The following is a 21,575-nucleotide window of genomic DNA, read 5'->3' as shown; positions in this document are numbered from 1 at the left end:
AAACGAGCTTATGCCATACATACATAGTGCTTTCATAATGATTTTCCTCAGTCTTTTTTGCCATGCTGAACAAAGCTTGCTCATCTTACAAAGTACTGATATCCATAGTAATGTTTTTGCCGAAGATTCTAATCATAAGGCAAACTGGCTTAGGATGTCTTCAAAAATCAATGAACTAAGAACTCAACAGGGAAGGAGCAATACTTTATTAATTGATTGTGGCGACACTATCCAAGGCAGTTTATCCGCTTCATTAACTCGAGGCGCCGCTGCTATAAAGATGCTCAATTACCAAGACTACGATGCCTGGATTCCTGGCAACCATGAACTCGATTTTGGCTCAGCTCGATTTCTTGAACTCTGCAAGCAAAGCACTATCCCCGTACTCAGTGCAAATTTTGAGTTCATCCCCAAAAAGGCCTTTCACTTCAAACCATACCTAACGTATAAGCGCGCCAATAAAAAAATCATTGTCATTGGCATGCAAGCTTCTTTTTTAGAATACTGGTCAACTGGATCACAATTCTCAAACTGCCGCGTTTGGAGTGCAAAAGAAGCCCTCGCTCAGATCATGCCAAATATCATCAAAGAAAAGGCCGACTTAATCATTTTAGCTCTTCATCAGGGGATCGCTTTTCGCGATGATCGCAAAGTTAATGAAGTTCTTGACATCGCTAAATTGTACCCCGAAATTAATTTAATCCTCGGAGGTCACACCCACCGAGAACACGCTGCTTACCTCAGCAGGAGTGGCGTTTTTTATACTCAAGCGGGGGCTCACACTGAACACCTAGCCAAGATCATTGTGAATTTCTCAAAAAAGAATCCCTTAAAAATCAGTTCAGAACTCATAAAAATTGATCATAACACTCCCATTGACGCAAAAGCACAAGAACTGATGAAGAATATTCATCAAGATCTCAAACAACATTTGGCTAAACCTATAACTACCCTTTCGAAAGACCTGCGGGCTGCGAAAATTGGCCTTAATTGTGAAATCACTCATCTCATTGGCCATGCCGTCATTAATGCTAGTGATGCAGATATTGCCATACACGGACGTTTAAGTAGCAAAAGCCTCAAGCAAGGACCCATAGGCGAGCGTGAACTCTTTGATATCATTCCATATGAAAATGATTTATTTACCGTAAAAGTCAGCCCTTCTGAATTACTACAAATCATGCAGGAACAAATGTCCTACTATAAATCATACAGCTTTAACGCACCCATCAACTTCACTTATGACCAGAAGAACGATACCATCATTCTAAAAACTAAAGATCTACATAAAGACAAACTAAGTCTATGTATTAATAGTCGAGTCGCGGCAAGTGGAGGGAATCGTTTCCCCGTTCTAAAAACTATTATTTCTCAAGCATCTGCTAAACTTACTGAGCTGCCTATCAAAACTCGAGATGCTGTACGAAATCAACTAAAAATGAAGCTACCTACCTTTGAAAAAACACTGATACTTAAATAAATCACTTGATTTATGTACTAGCGAAGTTAAAGTTGACTATAATAATCAAGTATAGTGAATTATATGAAACTTATCATCTCATCTCCATTCTCCGCAATCAAGCTTTTTAGCTTCACTCTTTTAGCTTTTTCACTTGTGAGCCCAAATTCTTCAAGGGCCAACGACCTCTATGAAACGGCACTCATTAATTATGAAAACCGTCAGGCGAACAATGATATTGAAACACTTAACAAAGCGCTTCTAGAAAAAAAAGTTAAGCTTGATTTCCACTCACGACGAGGCTTTTTAGATGCCCTACTTAAAGAATTAGATATACCTATTAATTCACAAACTCTCATTTTCTCTAAAACGAGCTTTCATCGTAAACAAATTTATCCGAGCAATCCGCGGGCACTCTACTTTAATGATGAAATCTACGTGGGCTGGGTACCTGGCACTAAACTTTTAGAGATTGCGATTTCAGATCCAGAATTAGGAGCGGTGTTCTATACTCTAGAACAAAAACAAAATGAGACCATACAATTTAAACGCGACGACTCTTGCCTCTCCTGCCATGTATCAAGTAGAACTTTAAATGAGCCAGGTTTTTTTATTCGCTCAGTCTTTCCCGACGAAAGTGGTGAGCCGATCAGTCGATTAGGTTCTGATACAATTGACCACAGTTCTGACATCGGCTCGCGCTGGGGAGGATGGTATGTCACGGGTAAAAAAACCGAAATACATCGCGGCAACACCATTTATACAAAAGATTCTAAACGAATTGCTCAACCACATAAAGCCCTAACAACTCATGACCTCAATAAATTTTTCAATCCGGATAAATATTTGGCGCAGAGTAGTGATATAGAAGCCCTCATGGTCCTTGAGCATCAAGTTCAAATGCATAATATTTTCACCCAGCGGAATTTCCAAGCCATCAAAATGATTGAAGCAGAAAAGTCGATCAATCGTGCGCTTGGAGAAAGTGGCCGTCGTCCACTCACTGAGAAAATCCTCCATAATGCGAGTGATCAAATCTTGGAATACATGTTATTTACTGATGAAATCCCCCTGCGAGCCATTGAAGGCAATGCCAACTTTAAGGAAGAATTTGCAAAGGATAAAATATCTGGAAAAAATGGCGATAGCTTGTATAAACTGAGCTTCAAAGAACGCATATCAGAGCTCCCTTGTTCTTGGCTCATCTATTCACAAGCTTTTAAAGGCTTACAACCTGACCTCAAAAAAATAGTCCTCAAGCAACTCGAACAAATATTGACTGCCGAGGATATCCCCATTAACTTCATTCACTTACGTAAAAGTCGATCCAGGATTCATCAGCTCCTATTAGAAACATTAGATGGATACCCTGCTTCATAACCCCCCATGCCTTCCAAGTACAGAGTTCAGCTCTTCAATAGTCGAATATTATACAAAGTAGATAAAAATCTGTTTTCATCTACTTAAAGTGTAAACTTGTAGCTTTCTGATAGGTACTGTTAGATAAGAACAAACCTTAATCTAATCAAAGGCAGGCTGAACATGGGCAAACACTTCATCAAAAAGTTAACATTATTTAGTACTTTATCGATGCTATTTTTAAGCGCAAATGATAAATTCGAACAAAGCTGGCCCATGTCTGGCGGCCCTCAAGGAAATTGGCAAGTGACTACAGACCAAGATGTGCCCACTGAATGGTCTGTGCGCACAGGTAAAAACATAAAATGGCGTACGGAACTTCCTGAAGGCGGGCAAAGTGGCATTGCGGTATGGGGCGATAAACTTTTTTTAACCATCAACCCAGAATTAGACACCCCCGCTTTTGCTCAAATAAAAACTCAACTAGGACTAGCCCAAAAAGCATACGACACTTATAAATCCAACGTAGTCAATACACTTAAAGATGACTCTACTTATATCGAAATGTCCAAGGCTTTGAATAATTCCCTAAAAACATGGAACGATTTTTTTACAAAACGCAGTAAAAAAATGCCCGCAAACCAAATTGAACGTAGCCGTAAACGCCTACTATCTTCAACTGACGAAGGGAAACACTTAAAAAAAGCTGAACATAACTTACGTGTTTTCATCCATAATTCAGATAAGAAACTCAAATCTTTAGATGCGGAACTTTCAAAATACTTGCGCTTATTTAAAACTACTGGCGCCAGCGCTGACATTGTTCTCGTCTGCCTCGATAGCAATAAGGGTGAAATTCTCTGGAAAAAAACAATCAAGGGCCTCATGTCTAGCGGCTATCACTATGGCTTTAGTGATTCTACCACTCCTTGCCCGGCGACTGATGGCACGTATGTGTGGGCAAACAACTCCAGTGGAGGAATGGCCTGCTTTGATTTTGAAGGTAAGGAAATTTGGTCACGTACTTGGATGCCTACAGGTGGCCGCCCCTTTAATAAACAGTTTGACTCTATCCTCTCAGGAGATTCTCTACTTAATGTCGAACCACCAGACAAAGATGATACAAGTCGCGACCAAGGATGGAACTACCTTCGTGCCATTGACAAAAACACTGGCAAAACCCAATGGGTATGTAAAGATGCGATCACTCACTATAACGCCCCTGTCTTAGGCCAAATGGCCGATGGCACGCCATCCGTCCTCATTGGACGTGGCGGACCTCATGGAGTCCCAGAGCGCCCTGTTGGACTGAGTATGATCAATCTACAAAAAGACAAGGCAGGAGAAATACTCTGGCGCTGGGAACCCAAGGACGACAATAAAACTTCTGGCAATGGTGCACTCTCGACGCAACATTGGGACAAAGAGAAAGCTTACTGGTTTAACGGCAGCGCACAACTTTCACATATATCCGTAGATTCCACGAATGGTAAACAAATCAATGAGCTCCCGCTCAATACAATGGACCGCTACCTTTACGACAAAGAAAGTAAGCAATATAAAACTGAACCCCAGTTTGAGATCAGAAGACAAGATCAATCCCGCCATTGTAACATCATCGTCGATGACCACCTCTTTTACCTCATGCGCTACTCTCCCTTTGTCGTACGTCACAACACAAAATCTGGTAAGACAGAAACTCTTGAACTACCCACTGAACTTATTCGTGGAAAAGATAAAGAAGATCAATGGCTTTACCAAACAAAAGAAACTAATGATGGCCTAAACTCAAAAGGTCAACGCCATGCCGGTGATTCAAGAACCCGCGGTGATGGCTTCCAAAAATGTTTCCTCGGCTCTCCCACTGCAGTGAATGGCAAAGTTTATTTCACGAGTGCACTTGGCCTGACTTATGTCTTAGATGCCAATGCAGCTATTTTTAACGAGAAAGCACTTATTGCGGTAAATGACCTAGGTGAACGCGGTAAAACTTGGACTGTAGGTTCACTCACCTACGCTAATGGTAAAATCTATCACCGTGATCTTAAAGCTGTTGTCTGCGTTGAATAAATTTCAATAAGTCTACGCTTTAACAGTACAAATCATTAATGCGAGGCTAAGGCCTCGCATTTTTTTGCGGATCCAATCAACCGTCACAAGCTATTGAATGAAACCGAAAAAAGCCTCAGAACGTAAGTTCTGAGGCTTTAAAAGTGGAGGCGCGAATCGGAGTCGAACCGATCTAGATGGTGTTGCAGACCACTGCCTAACCGCTTGGCTATCGCGCCTTATGGGATGGATAATACTCCGACTCTTTTTCTTATCCAGTAAGATTAAAGAAAAAGTCATAATTTTCTTGAAAAAACACAGTTCGCTCTAAGTTTGAAGTAATCAATTTTAGTTTTTACAGGCATAGTCAATTTATGAAATATAACTCTTACCTCAGTAGCAAAAACGAATACTCTTTGAGCAAGTATCATAACTTGGCCAATAAACTTCGCGACGAAGGACACCAAGTGATTAATTTAACGATTGGTGATCCCGTAGAAAGAACGTACCCCGAAGCTTACCTCGCTTTAGAAGAAAGCTTAAAAAACCGTCGTATTTCTCAGTACCCATCATTCAAAGGAAAAGTTAGCCTCCGCCAGAGTATTGCGGATTGGGCAAAAAGAAATCATGATATCGTTCTCGACAGCAATACACAAATCTGTTCTACTAATGGTTCAAAAGAGGCGGTCTTTCACTTAGCACTTTTATTCGATTGGTCGGAAGGCCAAGAAATATGGGCTCCGTCACTTTCTTATCCCGTTTATGCCTCGAGTGCAGGGCTCTTTGATATACCCTATCGCGAATTACCGGTTTCACGCGAAACAAATTTCCTCCCAGACCTCGACACTATTGCCGAAGAAGATTGGCATAAATGCCAAATGTTCTGGATCAACTCCCCTCATAATCCCACCAGTGCGATTGCTTCTAAAGCTTACTTAGCAAAACTCTTAGCTCTCGCCGAAAAGCACGATTTCTTAGTTTGTGCAGATGAATGCTACAACGATATCTTCTATGGTGAACTTCCCACTTCCATTCTCGACTTTCCAGAAAGTCAGCATTGGCTCTGTATTCGTTCTTTATCTAAGCGCTCGCACATGACTGGCTTTCGCTCTGGGGCCCTGCTTAGTCCCAATACTGAACTCATGAAAAAGATTTTACTTATGCGACCCGCGCTCGGGGTGGGCACCCCAGACTTCATTCAAGATGCCGCCATTGCTGCCTGGGAAGATGATCAACACCCCAAAGTATTTTCTGAAGAATACAAAGTTAAACAGAAAATTATTCGCGAGGCATTAAACGCAAAAGGTTTCGATATCTTTGGTGGAGATGCCAGTTTTTATCTTTGGTTTTCCCACCCTAAGTTCAACACTTCAGAAGAACTCATGCAAATATTCATCGAGCAACATTTAGTTCTCACTCCAGGAACGGCTTTTGGGCAAGATGGCGAAGGATTCATTCGCATGGTCTATTGTTCTACTCTCGATCAATGCGAAGAAATTGCTCATCGCATTAATTCACTCAACATTTAAGGTTCACTCATGATTAAATTACTTACTGAAATGCTTTCTATCCCTTCTCCCACTTTCCATGAACAGGAATTAACTGCCTTCATCAAGAAGTTTGCTTTGGATAATTTCCCAAATCCTGAAATCAGAGAATTCAAAGATTGTCTCATTATTGAACTAGGCAAGGAAAACATCGACTTGCCACACATCACTATGGTCGGCCACTCGGACGTGGTCCCTCAATGGTTCAAACCATATACTGAAGGCGATAAACTTTACGGCGCAGGGGGCTCGGACATGCTTGCCGCAGAAGCCGCCTTCTTTCGCATCACTGCAGATAATCACGAAGACATCCTCAAGCGCGCTCGCATAAGTATTGTCATCTACTCACGCGAAGAGGGCACCAAGATGGAAGACAACGGCCTCTATGACCTCATTGGCGAGTATCCAGATTTTTTCAAAAGTATCGATTTAGCTATCGTAGGTGAACCCACTGATAACACTATTCAAATTGGTTGCTGTGGCAGTTTACATGCCAGTGTCGTAAGTACTGGCATGGCCTGTCATTCGGCACGCCCTTGGAATGGTGAAAATGCATTTTACAAAGCTCTACCCTTCATTACGGCCATGGCTGAACTCGAACCCATAAAACACGAAGTTTTTGGCTGTGACTTTTTCGATGTGCTTTCCATTACTGAAGAAAACTGTACTCCAGGACGGACCTCCATCCCCGGAAAGTGGGAAGCGAATGTCAACTTCCGTTATGCTCCCGTGAGAACGGCTAAAGAAGCCGAAGATTATGTATTAAATTTTGTCAATGATTTAAAAGTCGATGGCTTAGAAATTCGTATTAAAGATAACGCCCCATCAGGTTCTGTACACGAAACTAAACTCTTTAGCAAAGCTTGTGACTTACTCGACTTCCCTGTCCAAGCTAAACAAGCTTGGACTGATGTAGCACAGTTAAGTGCTATGGGAGTCCCCTGCTTTAACTTTGGCCCGGGCCTCACATCACAAGCTCACAAAGATAATGAATACTGTCTTATTTCTTTAATTGAAAAATATGGCAAGAGTCTGAAAAATTTATTGGTGAATATTTAAAGTTCTTACAGTTCTACTAACTTCTTTTTATTTCTTTTTCTTAGGTCTCTGAACAAGCCTTAAGTCAAAGAATAAATCGGGACTTTTAGCGACAGGATGTACTTCTACTGCTACCACATTAACTCCTGCTTTCAGTTTGTTATGAGGTATTGTTTTCCAGCCTTTAAACTTATGCTCTGTATCGGTATTCTCTTTTTTCGCCAAACCACCCGGTTTTAGTTGCTTGGCATCCATATTAACCACGAAAAGTCTATTTCCATTAATCCATACAGCTCCACCATCATCCATCATATGTACGACACGGTAGTCTAAGTTCTTATCTACTTTCTGGAGGATGAATTTTCTTCGTAGATATAAAATACCTACACCATTTCTCGATTTAGTTAAAGACGTTTTTGCCTTATGCTTATTCGTTCCATAGGAAAGTGGCGCACTGCCTTTTTTCCATGATTTATCATTATAGTCCGTCTTCATCCAAGAGCTAGAAATCTTACTACTCGTATAGTTATACGTCCATAGAAAACCAGGGGCGATCAAATCAACTGGTTTTGATCGAGCCTTTGCTTGCTGCTCCGCTTTTTTGGTAAGTTCTGCTTTCTTTGCAGCCTCGGCAGCTTTTTTAGCTCGTTCTGCTTTTTTGGCCTGTGCTGCTTTTTTCGCTTTTTCAGCCTCTGCAATTTTCCTTGCATCTGCAGCTTTCTTTTTTTCTAATTGTTTTTCTTTATTTTTCGCCGTAATCTCGGCAATTTCCTGCTGCTGAAGTTTTAGTTTATCTTCCTCTGATAGAGTGGATACGCTGACAATTACTCTAATTATTATAAGCGCACCGAGGATAGCACCCATGATAATAAACTTTTTCTTTGAAGCTGCGGATTTTTTCTTAGGGGTAAAAGTGACTTCCTCTTGAGCTTCAGTATTTTCTTTTTTTTCTACTTTCGCTTGAGGAGCCTTTAAACCTTCAGGCTTTTTTAGACCTTGAGGAGGGGCTAAGGTCACAGGTGCTGCCGTTTTCCCTGCTCGTGCATCATGTAAGGCTTGAATCAATTCCTGAGCATTTTGATAACGATCATTGGGATCTTTTTCAAGAAGCTTTTTGATAACCAACCAAGAGCCCTCTGAAATATTCCGCCCAAACTCTGTCAAAGGCTTAGGATCACGTTCTAAATGACCTCGTAAAATCTCATTGTAGCCATTGCCATTAAAACAGAACTCCCCAGTCATCATGTGGTACATAGTCGCACCTAAACTGTAGAGATCTCCACGGATATCCATTTCAGACCCCATGATTTGCTCGGGACATATGTATTGTGGTGTGCCTGTGATAGTGTCCGATTCATTGGCACTTTCATTGTGTGTGCATGAAAGGCCCAAATCCATCAGTTTCACTACGCCCTCATCAGTGAGCATAATATTATCTGGTTTTATATCGCGGTGAATAATTTTTTTACGATCCCAAGCTTCCCGTAAAGCTTCTGCAATATTTAGTCCTATTGCAAGTGTGCTATCCTCATCGAGGATAGGCTCTTTGTCCATCAATTCTTTTACTGTCTGTCCTTCAACGTACTCCATACCAAAATAGTAGATATCTTCATATTTACCTACGGCATACGCTTGTACAATATGTGGGTGATTTAAACTAGCAGCACTCCTGGCTTCTTTCACAAAATCGTCAACAGCCTCTGGACCCATGTCTTCTGAGATTGTTAATATTTTAAGCGCAATCGTTCTATCCAATGAAATCTGGTGAGCACGATAAACCATGCCCATCCCACCTTTCCCTAAAAACTTCTCAATGATAAAATCATCGATTATTGCATTCTTTGAAAAAAGGGAGGCTGGCACTGCTATAGCATTTTCGCAATGGCCGCAAATTATTTCTTCTCCATAATCACAACCGGCAGAATCAACCATGCCGTCACACTGTTCACATTTAAATAACAAAATACACCCTCAAATTTTTTCTCATCTTATACCAAAAGTCCTCTAAGAACAAGTTCTTAAGTCGCATTTATTACGCAGATTCACTTGTGTAGTGTTTATAATACCGAGCTAAGCCTCTTTTTCTGACTCACAGATGATATTTATAAAAAAATCCTTCTATCACTTATATCTTTGTTCACCAGAAAAATTGTTTTTTATCTCACTCTCAAGTCAATTTCATTTGTAAGCCTGAACTTGAAAGGTCATTTTAAATCAAGGCACTTAGTACCCTTACCTCACTACATTTAAATCACTGGAAAATTGACAAAGGAGACGCAATGAACAAAATCTATATCCTAGACACTACCGTAATCCTCAATGACTCAAATGCTATTTTCGCTTTCCCTGAAGAGCATGTCATCATCCCTCTTAGTGTTATAGAAAAAGTGGATAAGTTTAAGCGAGAGATGAATGATCTGGGCAAGAACGCCCGTGAATTCAACCGCACAATGGATACACTCCGTAAAAAAGGAGCTCTCACTGAAGGCATTCAACTAGAAAACAAGGGTACCCTACAAATTCTTATCCGTGCATCAAAAAACCAAAATGCGGACAATATTGCTAGTGATAGCGTATTAACCATTGGTAAAAACATGCGGGATGATCAGCCAGAAAAAAAAATCATCATTGTATCGAAAGATCTTAACCTACGTTTAAAAGCCAATGCACTCGACCTTCGCGCCGAGGGCTATGAAAAAGATCGTTTTGAAGAAATTATGGATTATAAAGGCTGGCACACACTCTACATTTCCCAAGAAGAACTCGACGAATTTAATGCTATTGGTAGCTTCAACTACGAAGGTGATATTAAATTGCGTTCCAACGAATTCATTAACTTCAAACTTGAAGGAAAAGAAAAGACCCGTGCACTAGCCCGCGTCGCTAGCCACGCTCCCAATATAATTATCCCTCTAAGGTTTTCGTCTGAAGATATCTCAGGACTCCGCCCCCTCAACATGGAGCAAACTTTTGTCCTCGAAGCTCTGCTTGATGAAAATATTAAACTCGTGAGTTTACAGGGCGTTGCCGGCACAGGAAAAACCCTCCTGGCTGTCGCGGCAGGTTTAAGACAAGTACTACGTGATTTCACCTTTAACAAAATCCTTGTTTCGCGCCCTATCATGCCAATGGGAAAAGATATTGGCTATCTCCCAGGTGATATCGACGAGAAATTACGTCCATGGATGCAACCCATTTTTGATGCAGTAGAGCTGATCCGCTCTATTGACAGAAGAAGCTCGAAACCTATTTTACCTTCGAACCTAATGGATATGGAAGAATTACATATCGAACCGCTCACCTACATACGTGGTCGGAGTATCCCCAATCAGTACATGGTCATCGATGAAGCTCAAAATTTATCTCCTCTTGAGCTCAAGACTATCGTGACCCGCATGGGAAAAAATTCAAAAATTGTCCTGACTGGTGATGTCCAACAAATTGATCATCCCTATATGGATAGCTATTCAAATGGTTTAGCTTATGTTGCTGGTCGTTTCCGCGACAGTCCCTTGGCTGCACACATCAAACTTTCAAAAGGCGAAAGAAGCGAACTAGCTGAAGCCGCCGTCAATCTACTTTAGGAAAATAATGAAAATCATTGCCGCAACAAATAATAAACATAAACTTGTCGAACTAAGAGCAATCCTCAAGCAACTAGGAATTGAGGTTTTATCTGCCGCTGACGTAGGAGGAATACCCGATGTTGTAGAGGATGCCGATACTTTTGTCGGCAATGCCAGTAAAAAAGCCATCGAGTCTTCGACTTTTTTAGGCATGCCAGTCCTCTCTGATGACTCAGGTCTTTGCGTTGATTCACTAGATGGTCGCCCTGGTGTTTTCAGTGCTCGTTACGGTGGAGCTGGACTCAATGATACTGACCGCTGCCATAAGCTCTTGGGAGAATTAAAAGATTGCGACAAGCGCAAAGCTCACTTTGCTTGCGTCATTGCTTTAGCAGATGGTAAAGGAAATTTCCTCGGCTCCAGCATGGGTAAATGCCAAGGTCACATCGCCGAAAATATGACCGGTGACGAAGGCTTTGGATACGACCCTCTTTTTATTCCCGATGGCTATGAGCAGAGCTTTGCTGAACTTGGTGAAGAAACTAAAAACTCCTTGAGTCACCGTAAAAATGCCTTAGCAAATGCCATTGCTGACGGTCTTTTCGATAAACTTAAATAAACGCTCATGCCCGAAAATATCGAAACCCACCTAAGCTCAGCATTAGATTTAAGTACGTTCTGTTTTGCGCAACTCACTAGTGCAGGCAAAGATTATAAACATCCCTGGCGCTTAGTGAACCTCGCCCTTAGCAACGAACTTAATCAAGCCACTAATATGACCCTTGTTCTTCGTGACTTTGAAAATAAAGAAGCGACGATTTTTACCGATTCACGTAGCTCAAAAATTAAACTATTTGAGCAAAAACCTTTTGCTAGCCTATGTTTTTACGATCCAAAAATCGGCCTGCAACTACAGGCTCATTGCACTGTGAAAATCCATCATCAGGATTTAATCTGTGACGCTTATTGGAAACAAATCCGTGAGTCCAGCCGATTGTGCTACGCTGCAGGCCCCAGCCCAGGGACCGTACTAGAAAAACCCTTCTCATTCAGCACCCAAGGCTCCTGTGAACTGCCTTCAGAGAATTTCACTGTCCTAAAATTTCATATTTTAGATTTCGATATTCTATACCTCAATACCGAAGGTAATATTCGAGCTCAAGGCACATGCAATAAAAATAATATTACCACTAACTGGATCGCTCCTTAAATCACATAAAATAGATATCTATAATTCATAGACTAAGTAAGAGTTCAATATTTTACTTAATTCAGAAAAATTATTATTTTTGAATATTTTTATTGGAAATTTTGATAAATTTAATTAGATTGGATTTAATGAAGAACGTACAACAATGAATATCAATGAAATTAGCGAAATGAATTTTCAACAATTTAGATCACAATCTAAATTAATTGAAGAAACTAATGGATTCGAAAAAGTTTTTTTATACGAAAACAAATATATCATAAAAATTTTTCGCCATCGCAAACTCATTAGTACCTCAAGACTGAAAAATAAAGCTAAGCAGTTTCAGGATAATGCTCTAACCCTAGAAAAATGTAATATTGCTGCTGCGAAAGTCATTAAAAAATTCAAACTGAAATCTCCCGAAAAAAGATATGGCCTAGTCTATAATTATTTAGAGGGAGAAACTTTTTATGATACGTACAAAGAAGCTAGCAGAGATTCAAGAGATTCCCTTCTGAAAAACTTTTTTAACTTCTTCAAGCTCTTACACAAAAAAGGCATTTACTTTCGCTCGGCACATCTAGCAAATATTATTGTTCAAACAGATGGCTCATTCGCTTTGATTGACATTGACAACATCCAATTCTATAAACGAGCTCTTTCTATTGTGCAAATCTTTAGAAATTTCAAGGCTATCCTGCGCAGAAAAGAAGATTATGAGATCTTTAAAGAAATCGGATTAACAAAAATACTTCACTACTACTTTGGCAATGACGCGCCCCCTTCTTTTGGTTTATTAATCTGCCGATGGAAATCACATCCGCTACATCAACTAAGCAAAAACAAGAAATATTAGACTCCATCTAGTCACTCTCAGTCTTTTACTGAATAAAATCCTCTTTCTTATCCTACTGTAACCCGTGATAAAACACTATTATGGTGTTAAAATGATGGGAAATAACTTAGGAAGATCAAATCATGCAAGAAGACCCTGGAAAACAACTCGAATTCCCCTTAGATTGCCAATTTCGTATCATCTGTCGAGTTGATGCCAATAATATCAAAAATGATCTAGATGCTGTAACAGAAAAACACGCTCTCGGCAAGAACGCTGATAAAGGTTCTCTCTCCAAGAATGGCACCTTCCAAACATGGATTCTTTCATGCACCATTCAAACACTTGAATCACTACGTGCGGTAGGAGCTGATATATCAGCAGTTGACGGCGTAAAAATGGTACTCTAAATGTTTCCCTGGAAGCATGTTCATTTCATTGGTATTGGTGGCGCAGGACTCTCTGCAATGGCTTCCTTACTACATCAAGCCGGCGTCAAAGTTACCGGCTCAGACCTCACCCATAGTTTAAAAACGCGTAGCTTAGAAGACATGGGAATAGCCATTTCTTACCATCAAGAAGGCGAGCTCATCAATGCCGGCATAAGTCTCGTCGTTATGAGCACTGCTGTCCCAAGCGATAACCTAGAATTAGAGAACGCAAAAAACATCGGCCTAAAAGTAGTCTCACGACAAGTCTTACTAAAGGCGATCTGTGATTGTTATGAAAGCGTCATCGCTATCGGTGGTTCCCATGGAAAAACTACCGTAACATCTATGTGTGCTTGGTTATTCCAGCAAAGTGGCACCGCTGCGTCATGGATGATTGGTGGAGAACTTAATTCTATAGACTTCCCTTCAGCGAAATTTGATCCAACGGGACCTTTAATTATTGAAGCTGATGAATCAGATGGCACTATTGCAGCTCTACATGCTAGTACTGGCGTGCTCGTCAACACTGATGACGATCATTCCTGGAGCGTCGGCGGGGTTAATCAGCTCTATGATAATTTCAGAAAATTTAGTCGACAAAGTAAAACTATTTTTGCCGCAGATGAAAACTCATGCCGTACGGTTCTATCAGGTATTGATAGTATCAATTTCGTAAATACCGATGGAAGCTTACAACTCCCCCAGAAAGGCGACTTCATGCGCCTCAACGCTAGCTTGGCTATTGAAGCTTGTGTCAATGAAGGTCTAGACAAAGATCCGTGCAAAAAACACCTTGAAAGTTTCTGTGGTGTTCAACGGCGTTCACAAGTTCATTTTGAAACGGCTTTTCTCACTCTTTTCGAAGACTATGCTCATCATCCCAAAGAACTCAAAGCTCTTAACTCTGCCCTTGAGGAACAATATGACCCTTACTATAAAATAGCTGTTTTTCAGGTACACCGCTTTGAGCGACTCGAAAGCTATGTGAAGGAATTTGCTGCCGAGCTCAAAGAATTTGACAAAGTTTTCCTAGCTCCACCTTTCTCCGCATGGTCAAAAAGAAATGATTCCCCTTCACTTGAGCAATTACGAGTACTGCTAAGTCCCAAAGCAGAAATCTTCGAATGTGAGAATTGGGAATACAATGCTGAAAAAGTTTTAGCGCAAACCCCCACTACCGAACACTGTATCATTACCGTAATTGGCGCTGCCACAGTTAAAGACATTATTCCTTGGCTAAAGAATCAGTTAATCTCACATAGTCTTAGTGAGCGACTTCCTGATCTTGAAATTCTCCATGAACCCGAATGGTCTGAAATCACGACTCTTGGCGCAGGTATAAAACAACACGCCTGTTATGAACCACAATCACTTGAAGAGCTACAAGAACTCATAAAGTTTGCTAAGCGCTACTCACTCAAAACTCTCATTCTTGGTGCGGGCTCCAATATGGTAGGCAGCGATCAACTTTTTGATGGCATCATCATTCGCCTACGATTAGGTGATTTTGCTGCAATCACTATTGATGGATTAAACGCTCAAGTTGGTGCTGGAGTAAAATGGCTTCGCCTTATAAAGACTCTCCAAGAACATAATCTAGGCGGCATCGAAGCACTTGCTGCTGTACCCGGATCTATTGGCGGCGGGGTTCGTATGAACGCTGGTGCTCAAGGCCTTGAAACGGCAAGTTTTGTTCTTGAAGTTACCGGCCTCACGATGGACGCTAAAATCATATTCTTCAAAAGTGAAGATATTCAATGGTCTTATAGGTCATGTTCATTAGCTGATGATTTTATTGTAACGAGTATTAAAATGAAGTTTCAACGAGCGGTTCCACAACGCTCAAAAGCCATCGTTCAAAGTACTCGCGAATTTCGCAAAAAAACTCAACCGGGTGGGCGCAATCCTGGTTGCGCTTTCCGCAATCCCGGCTATCTAGCTGCTGGCTTACTCATCGAAAAATACGGTTTCAAATCTTTGAGTTTTCCACATTGCGCAGTTTCCGATATCCACGCCAATTTCTTTATCAACGAAGATAAATGTTCCGCGGATGAATACGCTAGACTTATGGAGTACGTACAAAGCGGAATCTATAATGCTTGCGGCATTCGACTCCAGCAAGAAGTCGTCTTTTCTGATCAAAGAAAAATTAATGCGGTGAAAGCTCTAAAAATCACAGTTCTCAAAGGAGGACCTTCGAGTGAACGTCCCATATCTTTAAAATCTGCAGAAGCCGTTGCTAAGGCTCTCAGAGATGGTGGCCATAAGGTAGAAGAAATTGATCTAAATGACTTTACCCTACCCCAAATCGCTAAAGATTGCGATTTGATTTTCCCGGTTTTACATGGCGAATTTGGCGAAGACGGACAAGTTCAAAAACTCATCGAAGAACAAGGCTTTCCCTATGTAGGTTGTGATATTAGTTCCAGTCAATTATGCATTGATAAAGACGCTACCGTTTGCGCACTCCGCAAAGCTGGACTTCCAGTCTGCGAATCCATCGTCCTACGTTCCAAAGAAGAGTTAATCCCCAGTAATATCAAGCTTCCTGTCGTCGTTAAACCCAATCGCCAGGGATCAAGTATCTGCTTGAGTCTCGTTGAAAAAGAAGAAGACTTAGAAAAAGCTATTCAACTGGCCTTTGAGAATGATGACACTGTCTTAGTAGAAAGTTTTTTCCAAGGCATAGAATGCACCGTCGGCATCATTGACGGCAAAGCCCTCAGCCTTGTAGAAATAATTCCCCCTGAAGGTTTCTTTGACTACGATGCTAAATATACCTACAGCAAAGGACAAACACAGTACAATTGCCCACCAAAGCAAATCCCTAGCGAAGTCTGTGAACGCCTCAAACAATGTGCTGAAGAAACTTTCAAAGTTCTAAAAGGAAGACAGCTCATGCGCGTTGATATGATTTGGAATCAGGAGAGCGATAAGTTCATTATTCTCGAAGCGAATACCATGCCTGGCTTCACTTCGAGTTCACTATTGCCTAAAGCCGCAAAGTACGATGGAGTTTCCTTCACAGAACTCTGTTGCTCGCTTGCCAAAAATGCACTATAACAATTTTAGTTTCAAGTAGCTCTATGCCTCTAATCAACTGAAGAGTTGACACCCCTGCTTCAGCACTCGTAGATAACTATAATCTACTTTAGCCTATGGAATCGACTTCCACCTTGGGCTGAAACTCGGTTTCTTGCAAGCAAGCGGCTTTACCTAGCTTAGCTGGGTAAACTAAAAAAAGCCCATGTCTTGCGACATGGGCTTCATAATCCTCTAAGAGAAACGAACATAAACAAATTCCACGTGTCACGCTCTCTTCATACTCCTCAGTAAAGTCTATATATTAAATACGAAGGCAAAAAGACTAATCTGTCGCGACTTTTAAACTTTTTTGAAAAATAATTAAAATAGTAAAATTCAAGTAATCAAAACTAGGTCATATAGATCTGACTTAGCTAGCTTATAGTAAGGTCTCTATGGTTCCTCTAGTGTCAGTTTCCAACCAAGCAGGTTTTACAGCTTTGCTGGGCAAACCAAAAAAAACGCGAAGCAATAGCTGCTTCGCGTTTTTAGAAATTTCATATGAAGAATTACTGAGAAGCCAAGTCCTCGTCGACAAACTCTTCTGATCCTGCGAAGTACTTATCTTCGTCAACAATAATACCTGATGGATTTCGTCCCATATCATCAATTCGCGTAGCTGCTGCTAGATCAGAACCGAGTGAAGGTTTAGAATAAACCACTGTAGAGCTTGGGTCTGCTACCTTTGCTGGCAGAGGCTGTACTTGATCATCTTTATGAACAACATCTTTATCAAAGTCTTCGAGTGTTTCTTCTACTTTGAACTTGGGTTTTCTGACCATAAAGAAATAAGCTAGTCCACCAATAATAACTAGAAGTACTGCTGCAACTATTGCTAAAATAGTCAATGTGGACATGCCTCCACCAGTGCTATACGTTTTTCCTTGGAAAGATTGTGCTTCGCCTAGATTAAAGACTTTCTTTTTCTTTGGGATTTTTTTAACTGCTCTTAGCTCACTTAATTCTGGTGCTTCAACTTGCACTCCCATATCCGGAGCATGTTCACCTGCTAAGTCATCGATGTACCCAGAATCATCAAAAGTCATCTCTGGATTTACATCTTGTGCAAAGGCTGCGCTAGTAATGAAGAAAATAAAAAATATTTTAAAAAGTGTTTTTGTCATAGATAACCGTAATTTTTACCCAATGTAATTGAAGATCATATAAAAACAATCATTTGCCTTCATAATCCCTCGTTTTTTAAACGGGAAAAAGAGAATCGCCATTCGATCAAATAAAATCCTGATCGTTCCACTCCTCTTTGTCCCCTTTTATGTGTTATTGAACTTAAGATTTTATCCTTATAAAATTCCTTTAGTAGTCGTCTCGAAAAATCATTCTCTAATTCCCTGACGCCGCAACTGTGAACTAAATCTACTTGCATCTCATCATTTTCTACAACAACACGCAACATAGAAACTTGCTTTATATCTTTCCCCTCGAGATTCTCAAATAATAACTTAAGCGATTCGTCGTCGTAGTAGGTATTTTCAACTGGCTCTTCATCAAGAAAAATCAACAAGTCCCCTAAGCCTTTTTTTAGTTCTAGCTCTGGCAAATCATCTTCTAATTCAGGTAGAGGCCAATCCGCACGAATCTGAGCCTCTAGATTTAAGCTCAGCGAATTTTGAGGAAGTGGAAAATCCTCTTCTAAATAAAATTCAGCTTCATCAATTTCCATATTCGGTAGCTCAAGTGATGGTAAATCAATTTCTTGCTTCATCCATGTTGAGAAACCTTCTGTGTGATCTGGCATGTATATAATACGAGGATCTTCATCTAATTCTTCAATACCAAGTTCACCTGGCGAAACCATAAATGTTTTTTCATCTTCAAAATTCTTATCCATAGTAGATGGCTCAAGGGATTCTTGAAAATCAAAGAAGAAAATAGGACTTATAAATAGCACTAAAACCAATGCACTAAAACCCAGTATCTTAAAAGAATTTATTGGATTACTCACTCTTTTGAACTTCTTCGCTCAAAGGACTGGTCACCAAATTCACCTCTATATTCATATGGCGAACTATATCTAGGACTGTGATCACATATTCATAAGGTACCGCTTTATCCGCTTTTAAGGATAATACTGGACGACGCTGAACTGAATGACCATTCTTTTCTGTCGTTAAAGTCTTCTCTTGTACGACCTCTACCAGCTCCTCTTCTAAGCGGTCCCAAGAGACCGGCTTATTATTAAAATAAGGCAAATACTTCCCCTCATGATCAACGATAACAACGGCAAGTTTATCTGTTGCCACCAACCCTGAGCTACTCGATTGTGGCATTGTTGCTTTAAGTCCCTGCTGAAAATCCAATGAAGTCGAAACTAGAAAACAAAACAGAATCAAGCTAAACACACTCAATAAACCCATTGTCGAAACAGGCTTACTTCTATATTCAAGCTTGGTCTCAAAGCGCATTAATTGAGCTCGCGATCATCGCTAATAAATTCCCCGCTACGAATGAAATACATCATTTCGTAAGCAGTCTTTTCCATATCCCGTAAGATTGAACGGATGCGGGATAAATAAATATTATAAATCATGTAGGCAACAAAAGACACCGTCATACCAGTTGCAGCTGCCACCAAGGCTCCGCCCACATAAGGTGCTAAATTACTTAAATTCACAAAACTACCTTCTTGACCGATTTGGCGAAAAGCTTCAATGAGTTTTGCTACCGTACCCAAGAGCCCTAACACACCACAGCCTTGAGCAAAAGTCGCTAATACATCCATTCGTTTTTCCAATAAAAACTGCTCATTCCTTGCCACTTCTTGAATTGCGCCTTCCAAAATCACTGGCTCATCTTTTCTATGAAGTATTGCCACACGAATAATTTGAGATATCGCTCCAGGTGTATCGTCACAATGACTTACGCATTCTATGACATTGCCTTTCTTTAAATTAGAGCAGATACCCTGCATAAAATCGGTACGATCAATATCGGTACTGTGAAAATAGTAAAAACGCTCCACCGCAAGTACAACAATTATAAGTGCCAAGACCATGATGAGCCAGACAAATGGTCCGCCCTGCTTAGTTAAATTTAAAACAAAATCTATCATTTATAGTATCCCAAAATTTATGCTTACAAAGTTTAACCTCGTGACTAGGCTTTTCAATCTACTTTGCCACCAGAGAGGGGAAATGCCCGAGTTCAAAACGACTTTTAAATTCTACTATAAAGAGATCTAAATATTCTTTATAGGTACAAGAGTTATGCGGAGTCAGTAAAACTTGCTCATGCGTATACAAATCCGAAGATAAGGGAGCAGGCTCTTCAAAAGCCACATCTAAACCCGCAAATGCAGTTGGGCACTCATCTAAATAATGAATTAATTCATCTTCATCAAGTACTGTACCGCGACCAAAATTATAAAAATTTGCCCCGCTTTTCATGACCTTAAAAAACTCATCTCCTAAGATTTTTTCATTCTCTTCACTTCCCGGCAATAAAGAAAGCACATGATCATAACTTCGTAAATCTTTCATGGCCTCATTCAAAGGTAGGCAAGGAAAGTTACCTTCTCCCACTCCTAGACGATTGGCACCACAAACCCGCATTCCAATTCTTGTGGCTAATTCACCACAGTGAAGGCCAATATTACCGCAGCCAAGAATCATTAAACTTTGATTTCTAAGTAGGCGACGACCTTCACAGGCATTGCGGTTCCAGAGCTGTCTTTTTTGGAAGACTACTTGCTTGGGGAACTGATTATTGAAATACGTGAGCATGCCTAAAAAGGATTCAGCAATCATCGGCCCATGAAAACTCGAAAACTCGACCTGGACTTGCTGACGAGGATCTTGTTCAATCCAATCACGACCCGCGGCTGGCGTCACCACTAGCGTCAAGTTCTTTGCCAAGTCATATAAGTCAGTAGAAAAACTCCAACAAATAAGGCATTCTGCTTGAGGTAAATGCTCTAAGAATTCTTCATTGCTCCGAGCAAACACACATTGATCTTCGCCAAAAAGGCTGAAGATTTCTTGAAAATGCTCAGCTTGTCCAGAGAATGAATGAACCGTGCTATATAAATTAACGAGTAGTTTCATCACTCATCTCATTGATTAAATATCTTTTCCTAGCAAATCATTAATAATGACGGCTGCGCCTCGTGCAATTAATTTGTTCGCGATTTCCGTACCACTTCCCTCTAAGTTTTTAAGCTCACCGGACATATCTTCACGATAATACTCTTTACCATCAGGGGAAGAAACAAAGGCTCGTAGTTGATACTTATCACCTTCAATTGTTGCATAACAACCTGCTGGCACCTGACAAGATCCACCAATGGCTAAATTAAATTCTCTCTCAACTCTTACTCGCGAGGAAGTCTCTTGATGATTTAGCTTGGCTAACAATGCACAAACTTGCTCATCGTCTTCTCTGCATTCAACACCTACCGCCCCCTGACCTGGACTAGGAATGAATTTATCTGGATCTAGACTCGAGGCTATTCTGTCGCCAAAATCTAAACGAATGAGCCCCGCTGCTGCCAAAATAATGGCATCATACTGTCCATCATCTAGCTTTGCTAAACGAGTGTTGACGTTGCCGCGTAAGAGCGCCGTTTTCACAGGATATTGTCTATAAAGCTGACTACCCCTTCGCAATGAGCTCGTTCCTACTACCGCACCATCGGGAAGTTCTTCTAAACTTTTATATTTATTTGAAACAAATGCATCTCTAGGATCTTCACGCTCTAAAATCGCCTGTAAAATAAGCCCTTCTGGTAACTCTGCAGGAACATCTTTCATGGAATGCACAGCTAAATCAGCTTCACCGTCCATCATTGCCTGCTCAATCTCTTTCACAAAGAGACCTTTGCCACCAATTTTCGCTAAAGATACATCCAGGATAATATCTCCCTGAGTCTTGATTATTTTTAGCTCAATTTCCAAGCTGGGATCCATTTCTAATAAACGACTTTTTACATGCTCAGCTTGCCATAAAGCTAGCTGTGATCCACGTGTTGCAATTCTCAATTTCAATTCGGACTCCAAATC

Annotated in this window: 18 protein-coding genes and 1 tRNA gene; 11 read left to right on the top strand and 8 right to left on the bottom strand. The window is 40.6% G+C overall.

The window, feature by feature from the left end; all coding sequences use genetic code 11:
• Positions 1 to 10: 10 nt before the first annotated feature.
• The 3 genes from PQO03_RS13140 (at position 11) to PQO03_RS13130 (ending at position 4,888) form a co-directional block, all read left to right on the top strand.
• A complete protein-coding gene (locus PQO03_RS13140; RefSeq protein WP_274153650.1) occupies positions 11 to 1,480 on the top strand; it encodes a bifunctional metallophosphatase/5'-nucleotidase in 1,470 nt (489 codons plus the stop codon).
• Positions 1,481 to 1,543: 63 nt separating this feature from the next.
• Positions 1,544 to 2,839, top strand: coding sequence for a hypothetical protein (locus PQO03_RS13135; RefSeq protein ID WP_274153649.1), 1,296 nt, complete (start codon positions 1,544 to 1,546; stop codon positions 2,837 to 2,839).
• Positions 2,840 to 3,001: 162 nt separating this feature from the next.
• The gene (locus tag PQO03_RS13130) at positions 3,002 to 4,888 is read left to right on the top strand and encodes an outer membrane protein assembly factor BamB family protein (RefSeq protein WP_274153648.1); all 1,887 of its coding nucleotides are present in this window, start codon (positions 3,002 to 3,004) and stop codon (positions 4,886 to 4,888) included.
• A 144-nt stretch (positions 4,889 to 5,032) separates the two neighbouring features.
• Here the strand turns inward: PQO03_RS13130 and PQO03_RS13125 are convergent.
• Positions 5,033 to 5,106, bottom strand: a tRNA-Cys gene (locus PQO03_RS13125).
• Between the two features lie 135 nt (positions 5,107 to 5,241).
• Between PQO03_RS13125 and PQO03_RS13120 the strand changes: the two genes are divergently transcribed.
• A complete protein-coding gene (locus tag PQO03_RS13120) occupies positions 5,242 to 6,396 on the top strand; it encodes a pyridoxal phosphate-dependent aminotransferase (RefSeq protein ID WP_274153647.1) in 1,155 nt (384 codons plus the stop codon).
• A 9-nt stretch (positions 6,397 to 6,405) separates the two neighbouring features.
• Entirely contained in the window at positions 6,406 to 7,473 is a 1,068-nt protein-coding gene (locus tag PQO03_RS13115) for a M20/M25/M40 family metallo-hydrolase (RefSeq protein WP_274153646.1), read from the top strand.
• 27 nt (positions 7,474 to 7,500) lie between these two features.
• Here PQO03_RS13115 and PQO03_RS13110 read toward each other — a convergent pair whose 3' ends face one another.
• On the bottom strand, positions 7,501 to 9,414 hold the full coding sequence (locus tag PQO03_RS13110; protein WP_274153645.1) for a serine/threonine protein kinase: 1,914 nt from the start codon (positions 9,412 to 9,414) through the stop codon (positions 7,501 to 7,503).
• 317 nt (positions 9,415 to 9,731) lie between these two features.
• On the opposite strand from PQO03_RS13110, the gene PQO03_RS13105 reads away from it, so the two are divergent.
• From PQO03_RS13105 to murB, 6 genes are all read left to right on the top strand, one after another.
• Positions 9,732 to 11,036, top strand: coding sequence for a PhoH family protein (locus PQO03_RS13105; RefSeq protein ID WP_274153644.1), 1,305 nt, complete (start codon positions 9,732 to 9,734; stop codon positions 11,034 to 11,036).
• A gap of 7 nt (positions 11,037 to 11,043) precedes the next feature.
• Complete coding sequence (gene rdgB, locus PQO03_RS13100; RefSeq protein ID WP_274153643.1) at positions 11,044 to 11,637, top strand: RdgB/HAM1 family non-canonical purine NTP pyrophosphatase; 594 nt, start codon at positions 11,044 to 11,046, stop codon at positions 11,635 to 11,637.
• A 6-nt stretch (positions 11,638 to 11,643) separates the two neighbouring features.
• Positions 11,644 to 12,228: a PNPOx family protein gene (locus PQO03_RS13095; protein WP_274153642.1), complete on the top strand. Its 585-nt coding sequence runs from the start codon at positions 11,644 to 11,646 to the stop codon at positions 12,226 to 12,228.
• A gap of 145 nt (positions 12,229 to 12,373) precedes the next feature.
• A complete protein-coding gene (locus PQO03_RS13090; RefSeq protein ID WP_274153641.1) occupies positions 12,374 to 13,066 on the top strand; it encodes a protein kinase family protein in 693 nt (230 codons plus the stop codon).
• Positions 13,067 to 13,188: 122 nt separating this feature from the next.
• The gene (locus PQO03_RS13085) at positions 13,189 to 13,455 is read left to right on the top strand and encodes a DUF493 family protein (protein ID WP_274153640.1); all 267 of its coding nucleotides are present in this window, start codon (positions 13,189 to 13,191) and stop codon (positions 13,453 to 13,455) included.
• The gene (gene murB, locus PQO03_RS13080) at positions 13,456 to 16,539 is read left to right on the top strand and encodes a UDP-N-acetylmuramate dehydrogenase (protein ID WP_274153639.1); all 3,084 of its coding nucleotides are present in this window, start codon (positions 13,456 to 13,458) and stop codon (positions 16,537 to 16,539) included.
• Positions 16,540 to 17,069: 530 nt separating this feature from the next.
• Here murB and PQO03_RS13075 read toward each other — a convergent pair.
• Genes PQO03_RS13075 through hemC form a run of 6 tightly spaced genes read right to left on the bottom strand, consistent with a single transcriptional unit; the run spans position 17,070 to position 21,572 of the window.
• Positions 17,070 to 17,684: a flagellar basal body-associated FliL family protein gene (locus tag PQO03_RS13075; RefSeq protein ID WP_274153638.1), complete on the bottom strand. Its 615-nt coding sequence runs from the start codon at positions 17,682 to 17,684 to the stop codon at positions 17,070 to 17,072.
• Positions 17,685 to 17,743: 59 nt separating this feature from the next.
• Positions 17,744 to 18,523: a hypothetical protein gene (locus PQO03_RS13070; protein WP_274153637.1), complete on the bottom strand. Its 780-nt coding sequence runs from the start codon at positions 18,521 to 18,523 to the stop codon at positions 17,744 to 17,746.
• Complete coding sequence (locus PQO03_RS13065; protein WP_274153636.1) at positions 18,516 to 18,983, bottom strand: ExbD/TolR family protein; 468 nt, start codon at positions 18,981 to 18,983, stop codon at positions 18,516 to 18,518. Before PQO03_RS13065 ends, PQO03_RS13070 begins: the two co-directional genes overlap by 8 nt.
• Positions 18,983 to 19,630 (bottom strand): MotA/TolQ/ExbB proton channel family protein, encoded by a 648-nt coding sequence (locus tag PQO03_RS13060; protein ID WP_274153635.1) that lies wholly within the window; start codon positions 19,628 to 19,630, stop codon positions 18,983 to 18,985. Before PQO03_RS13060 ends, PQO03_RS13065 begins: the two co-directional genes overlap by 1 nt.
• Before the next feature lie 58 nt (positions 19,631 to 19,688).
• Positions 19,689 to 20,621 carry an NAD(P)-dependent oxidoreductase gene (locus tag PQO03_RS13055; RefSeq protein ID WP_274153634.1) on the bottom strand — a complete coding sequence of 311 codons (933 nt, stop codon included), beginning with the start codon at positions 20,619 to 20,621 and terminating at the stop codon, positions 19,689 to 19,691.
• Between the two features lie 15 nt (positions 20,622 to 20,636).
• Positions 20,637 to 21,572 (bottom strand): hydroxymethylbilane synthase, encoded by a 936-nt coding sequence (gene hemC, locus PQO03_RS13050; RefSeq protein WP_420792879.1) that lies wholly within the window; start codon positions 21,570 to 21,572, stop codon positions 20,637 to 20,639.
• Between the last annotated feature and the right edge of the window lie 3 nt (positions 21,573 to 21,575).

Source organism: Lentisphaera profundi, from assembly GCF_028728065.1.
Lineage (GTDB): Bacteria > Verrucomicrobiota > Lentisphaeria > Lentisphaerales > Lentisphaeraceae > Lentisphaera > Lentisphaera profundi.
The sequence above is the reverse complement of the archived record's forward strand: the minus strand, read 5'-3'. Positions and strand labels throughout refer to the sequence as shown.

Coding starts and splice junctions, on each gene's coding strand:
- PQO03_RS13140 (WP_274153650.1), top strand. CDS start 11: ATGCCATACATACATAGTGCTTTCATAATGATTTTCCTCAGTCTTTTT.
- PQO03_RS13135 (WP_274153649.1), top strand. CDS start 1,544: ATGAAACTTATCATCTCATCTCCATTCTCCGCAATCAAGCTTTTTAGC.
- PQO03_RS13130 (WP_274153648.1), top strand. CDS start 3,002: ATGGGCAAACACTTCATCAAAAAGTTAACATTATTTAGTACTTTATCG.
- PQO03_RS13120 (WP_274153647.1), top strand. CDS start 5,242: ATGAAATATAACTCTTACCTCAGTAGCAAAAACGAATACTCTTTGAGC.
- PQO03_RS13115 (WP_274153646.1), top strand. CDS start 6,406: ATGATTAAATTACTTACTGAAATGCTTTCTATCCCTTCTCCCACTTTC.
- PQO03_RS13105 (WP_274153644.1), top strand. CDS start 9,732: ATGAACAAAATCTATATCCTAGACACTACCGTAATCCTCAATGACTCA.
- rdgB (WP_274153643.1), top strand. CDS start 11,044: ATGAAAATCATTGCCGCAACAAATAATAAACATAAACTTGTCGAACTA.
- PQO03_RS13095 (WP_274153642.1), top strand. CDS start 11,644: ATGCCCGAAAATATCGAAACCCACCTAAGCTCAGCATTAGATTTAAGT.
- PQO03_RS13090 (WP_274153641.1), top strand. CDS start 12,374: ATGAATATCAATGAAATTAGCGAAATGAATTTTCAACAATTTAGATCA.
- PQO03_RS13085 (WP_274153640.1), top strand. CDS start 13,189: ATGCAAGAAGACCCTGGAAAACAACTCGAATTCCCCTTAGATTGCCAA.
- murB (WP_274153639.1), top strand. CDS start 13,456: ATGTTTCCCTGGAAGCATGTTCATTTCATTGGTATTGGTGGCGCAGGA.
- PQO03_RS13075 (WP_274153638.1), bottom strand. CDS start 17,684: ATGACAAAAACACTTTTTAAAATATTTTTTATTTTCTTCATTACTAGC.
- PQO03_RS13065 (WP_274153636.1), bottom strand. CDS start 18,983: ATGCGCTTTGAGACCAAGCTTGAATATAGAAGTAAGCCTGTTTCGACA.
- PQO03_RS13060 (WP_274153635.1), bottom strand. CDS start 19,630: ATGATAGATTTTGTTTTAAATTTAACTAAGCAGGGCGGACCATTTGTC.
- PQO03_RS13055 (WP_274153634.1), bottom strand. CDS start 20,621: ATGAAACTACTCGTTAATTTATATAGCACGGTTCATTCATTCTCTGGA.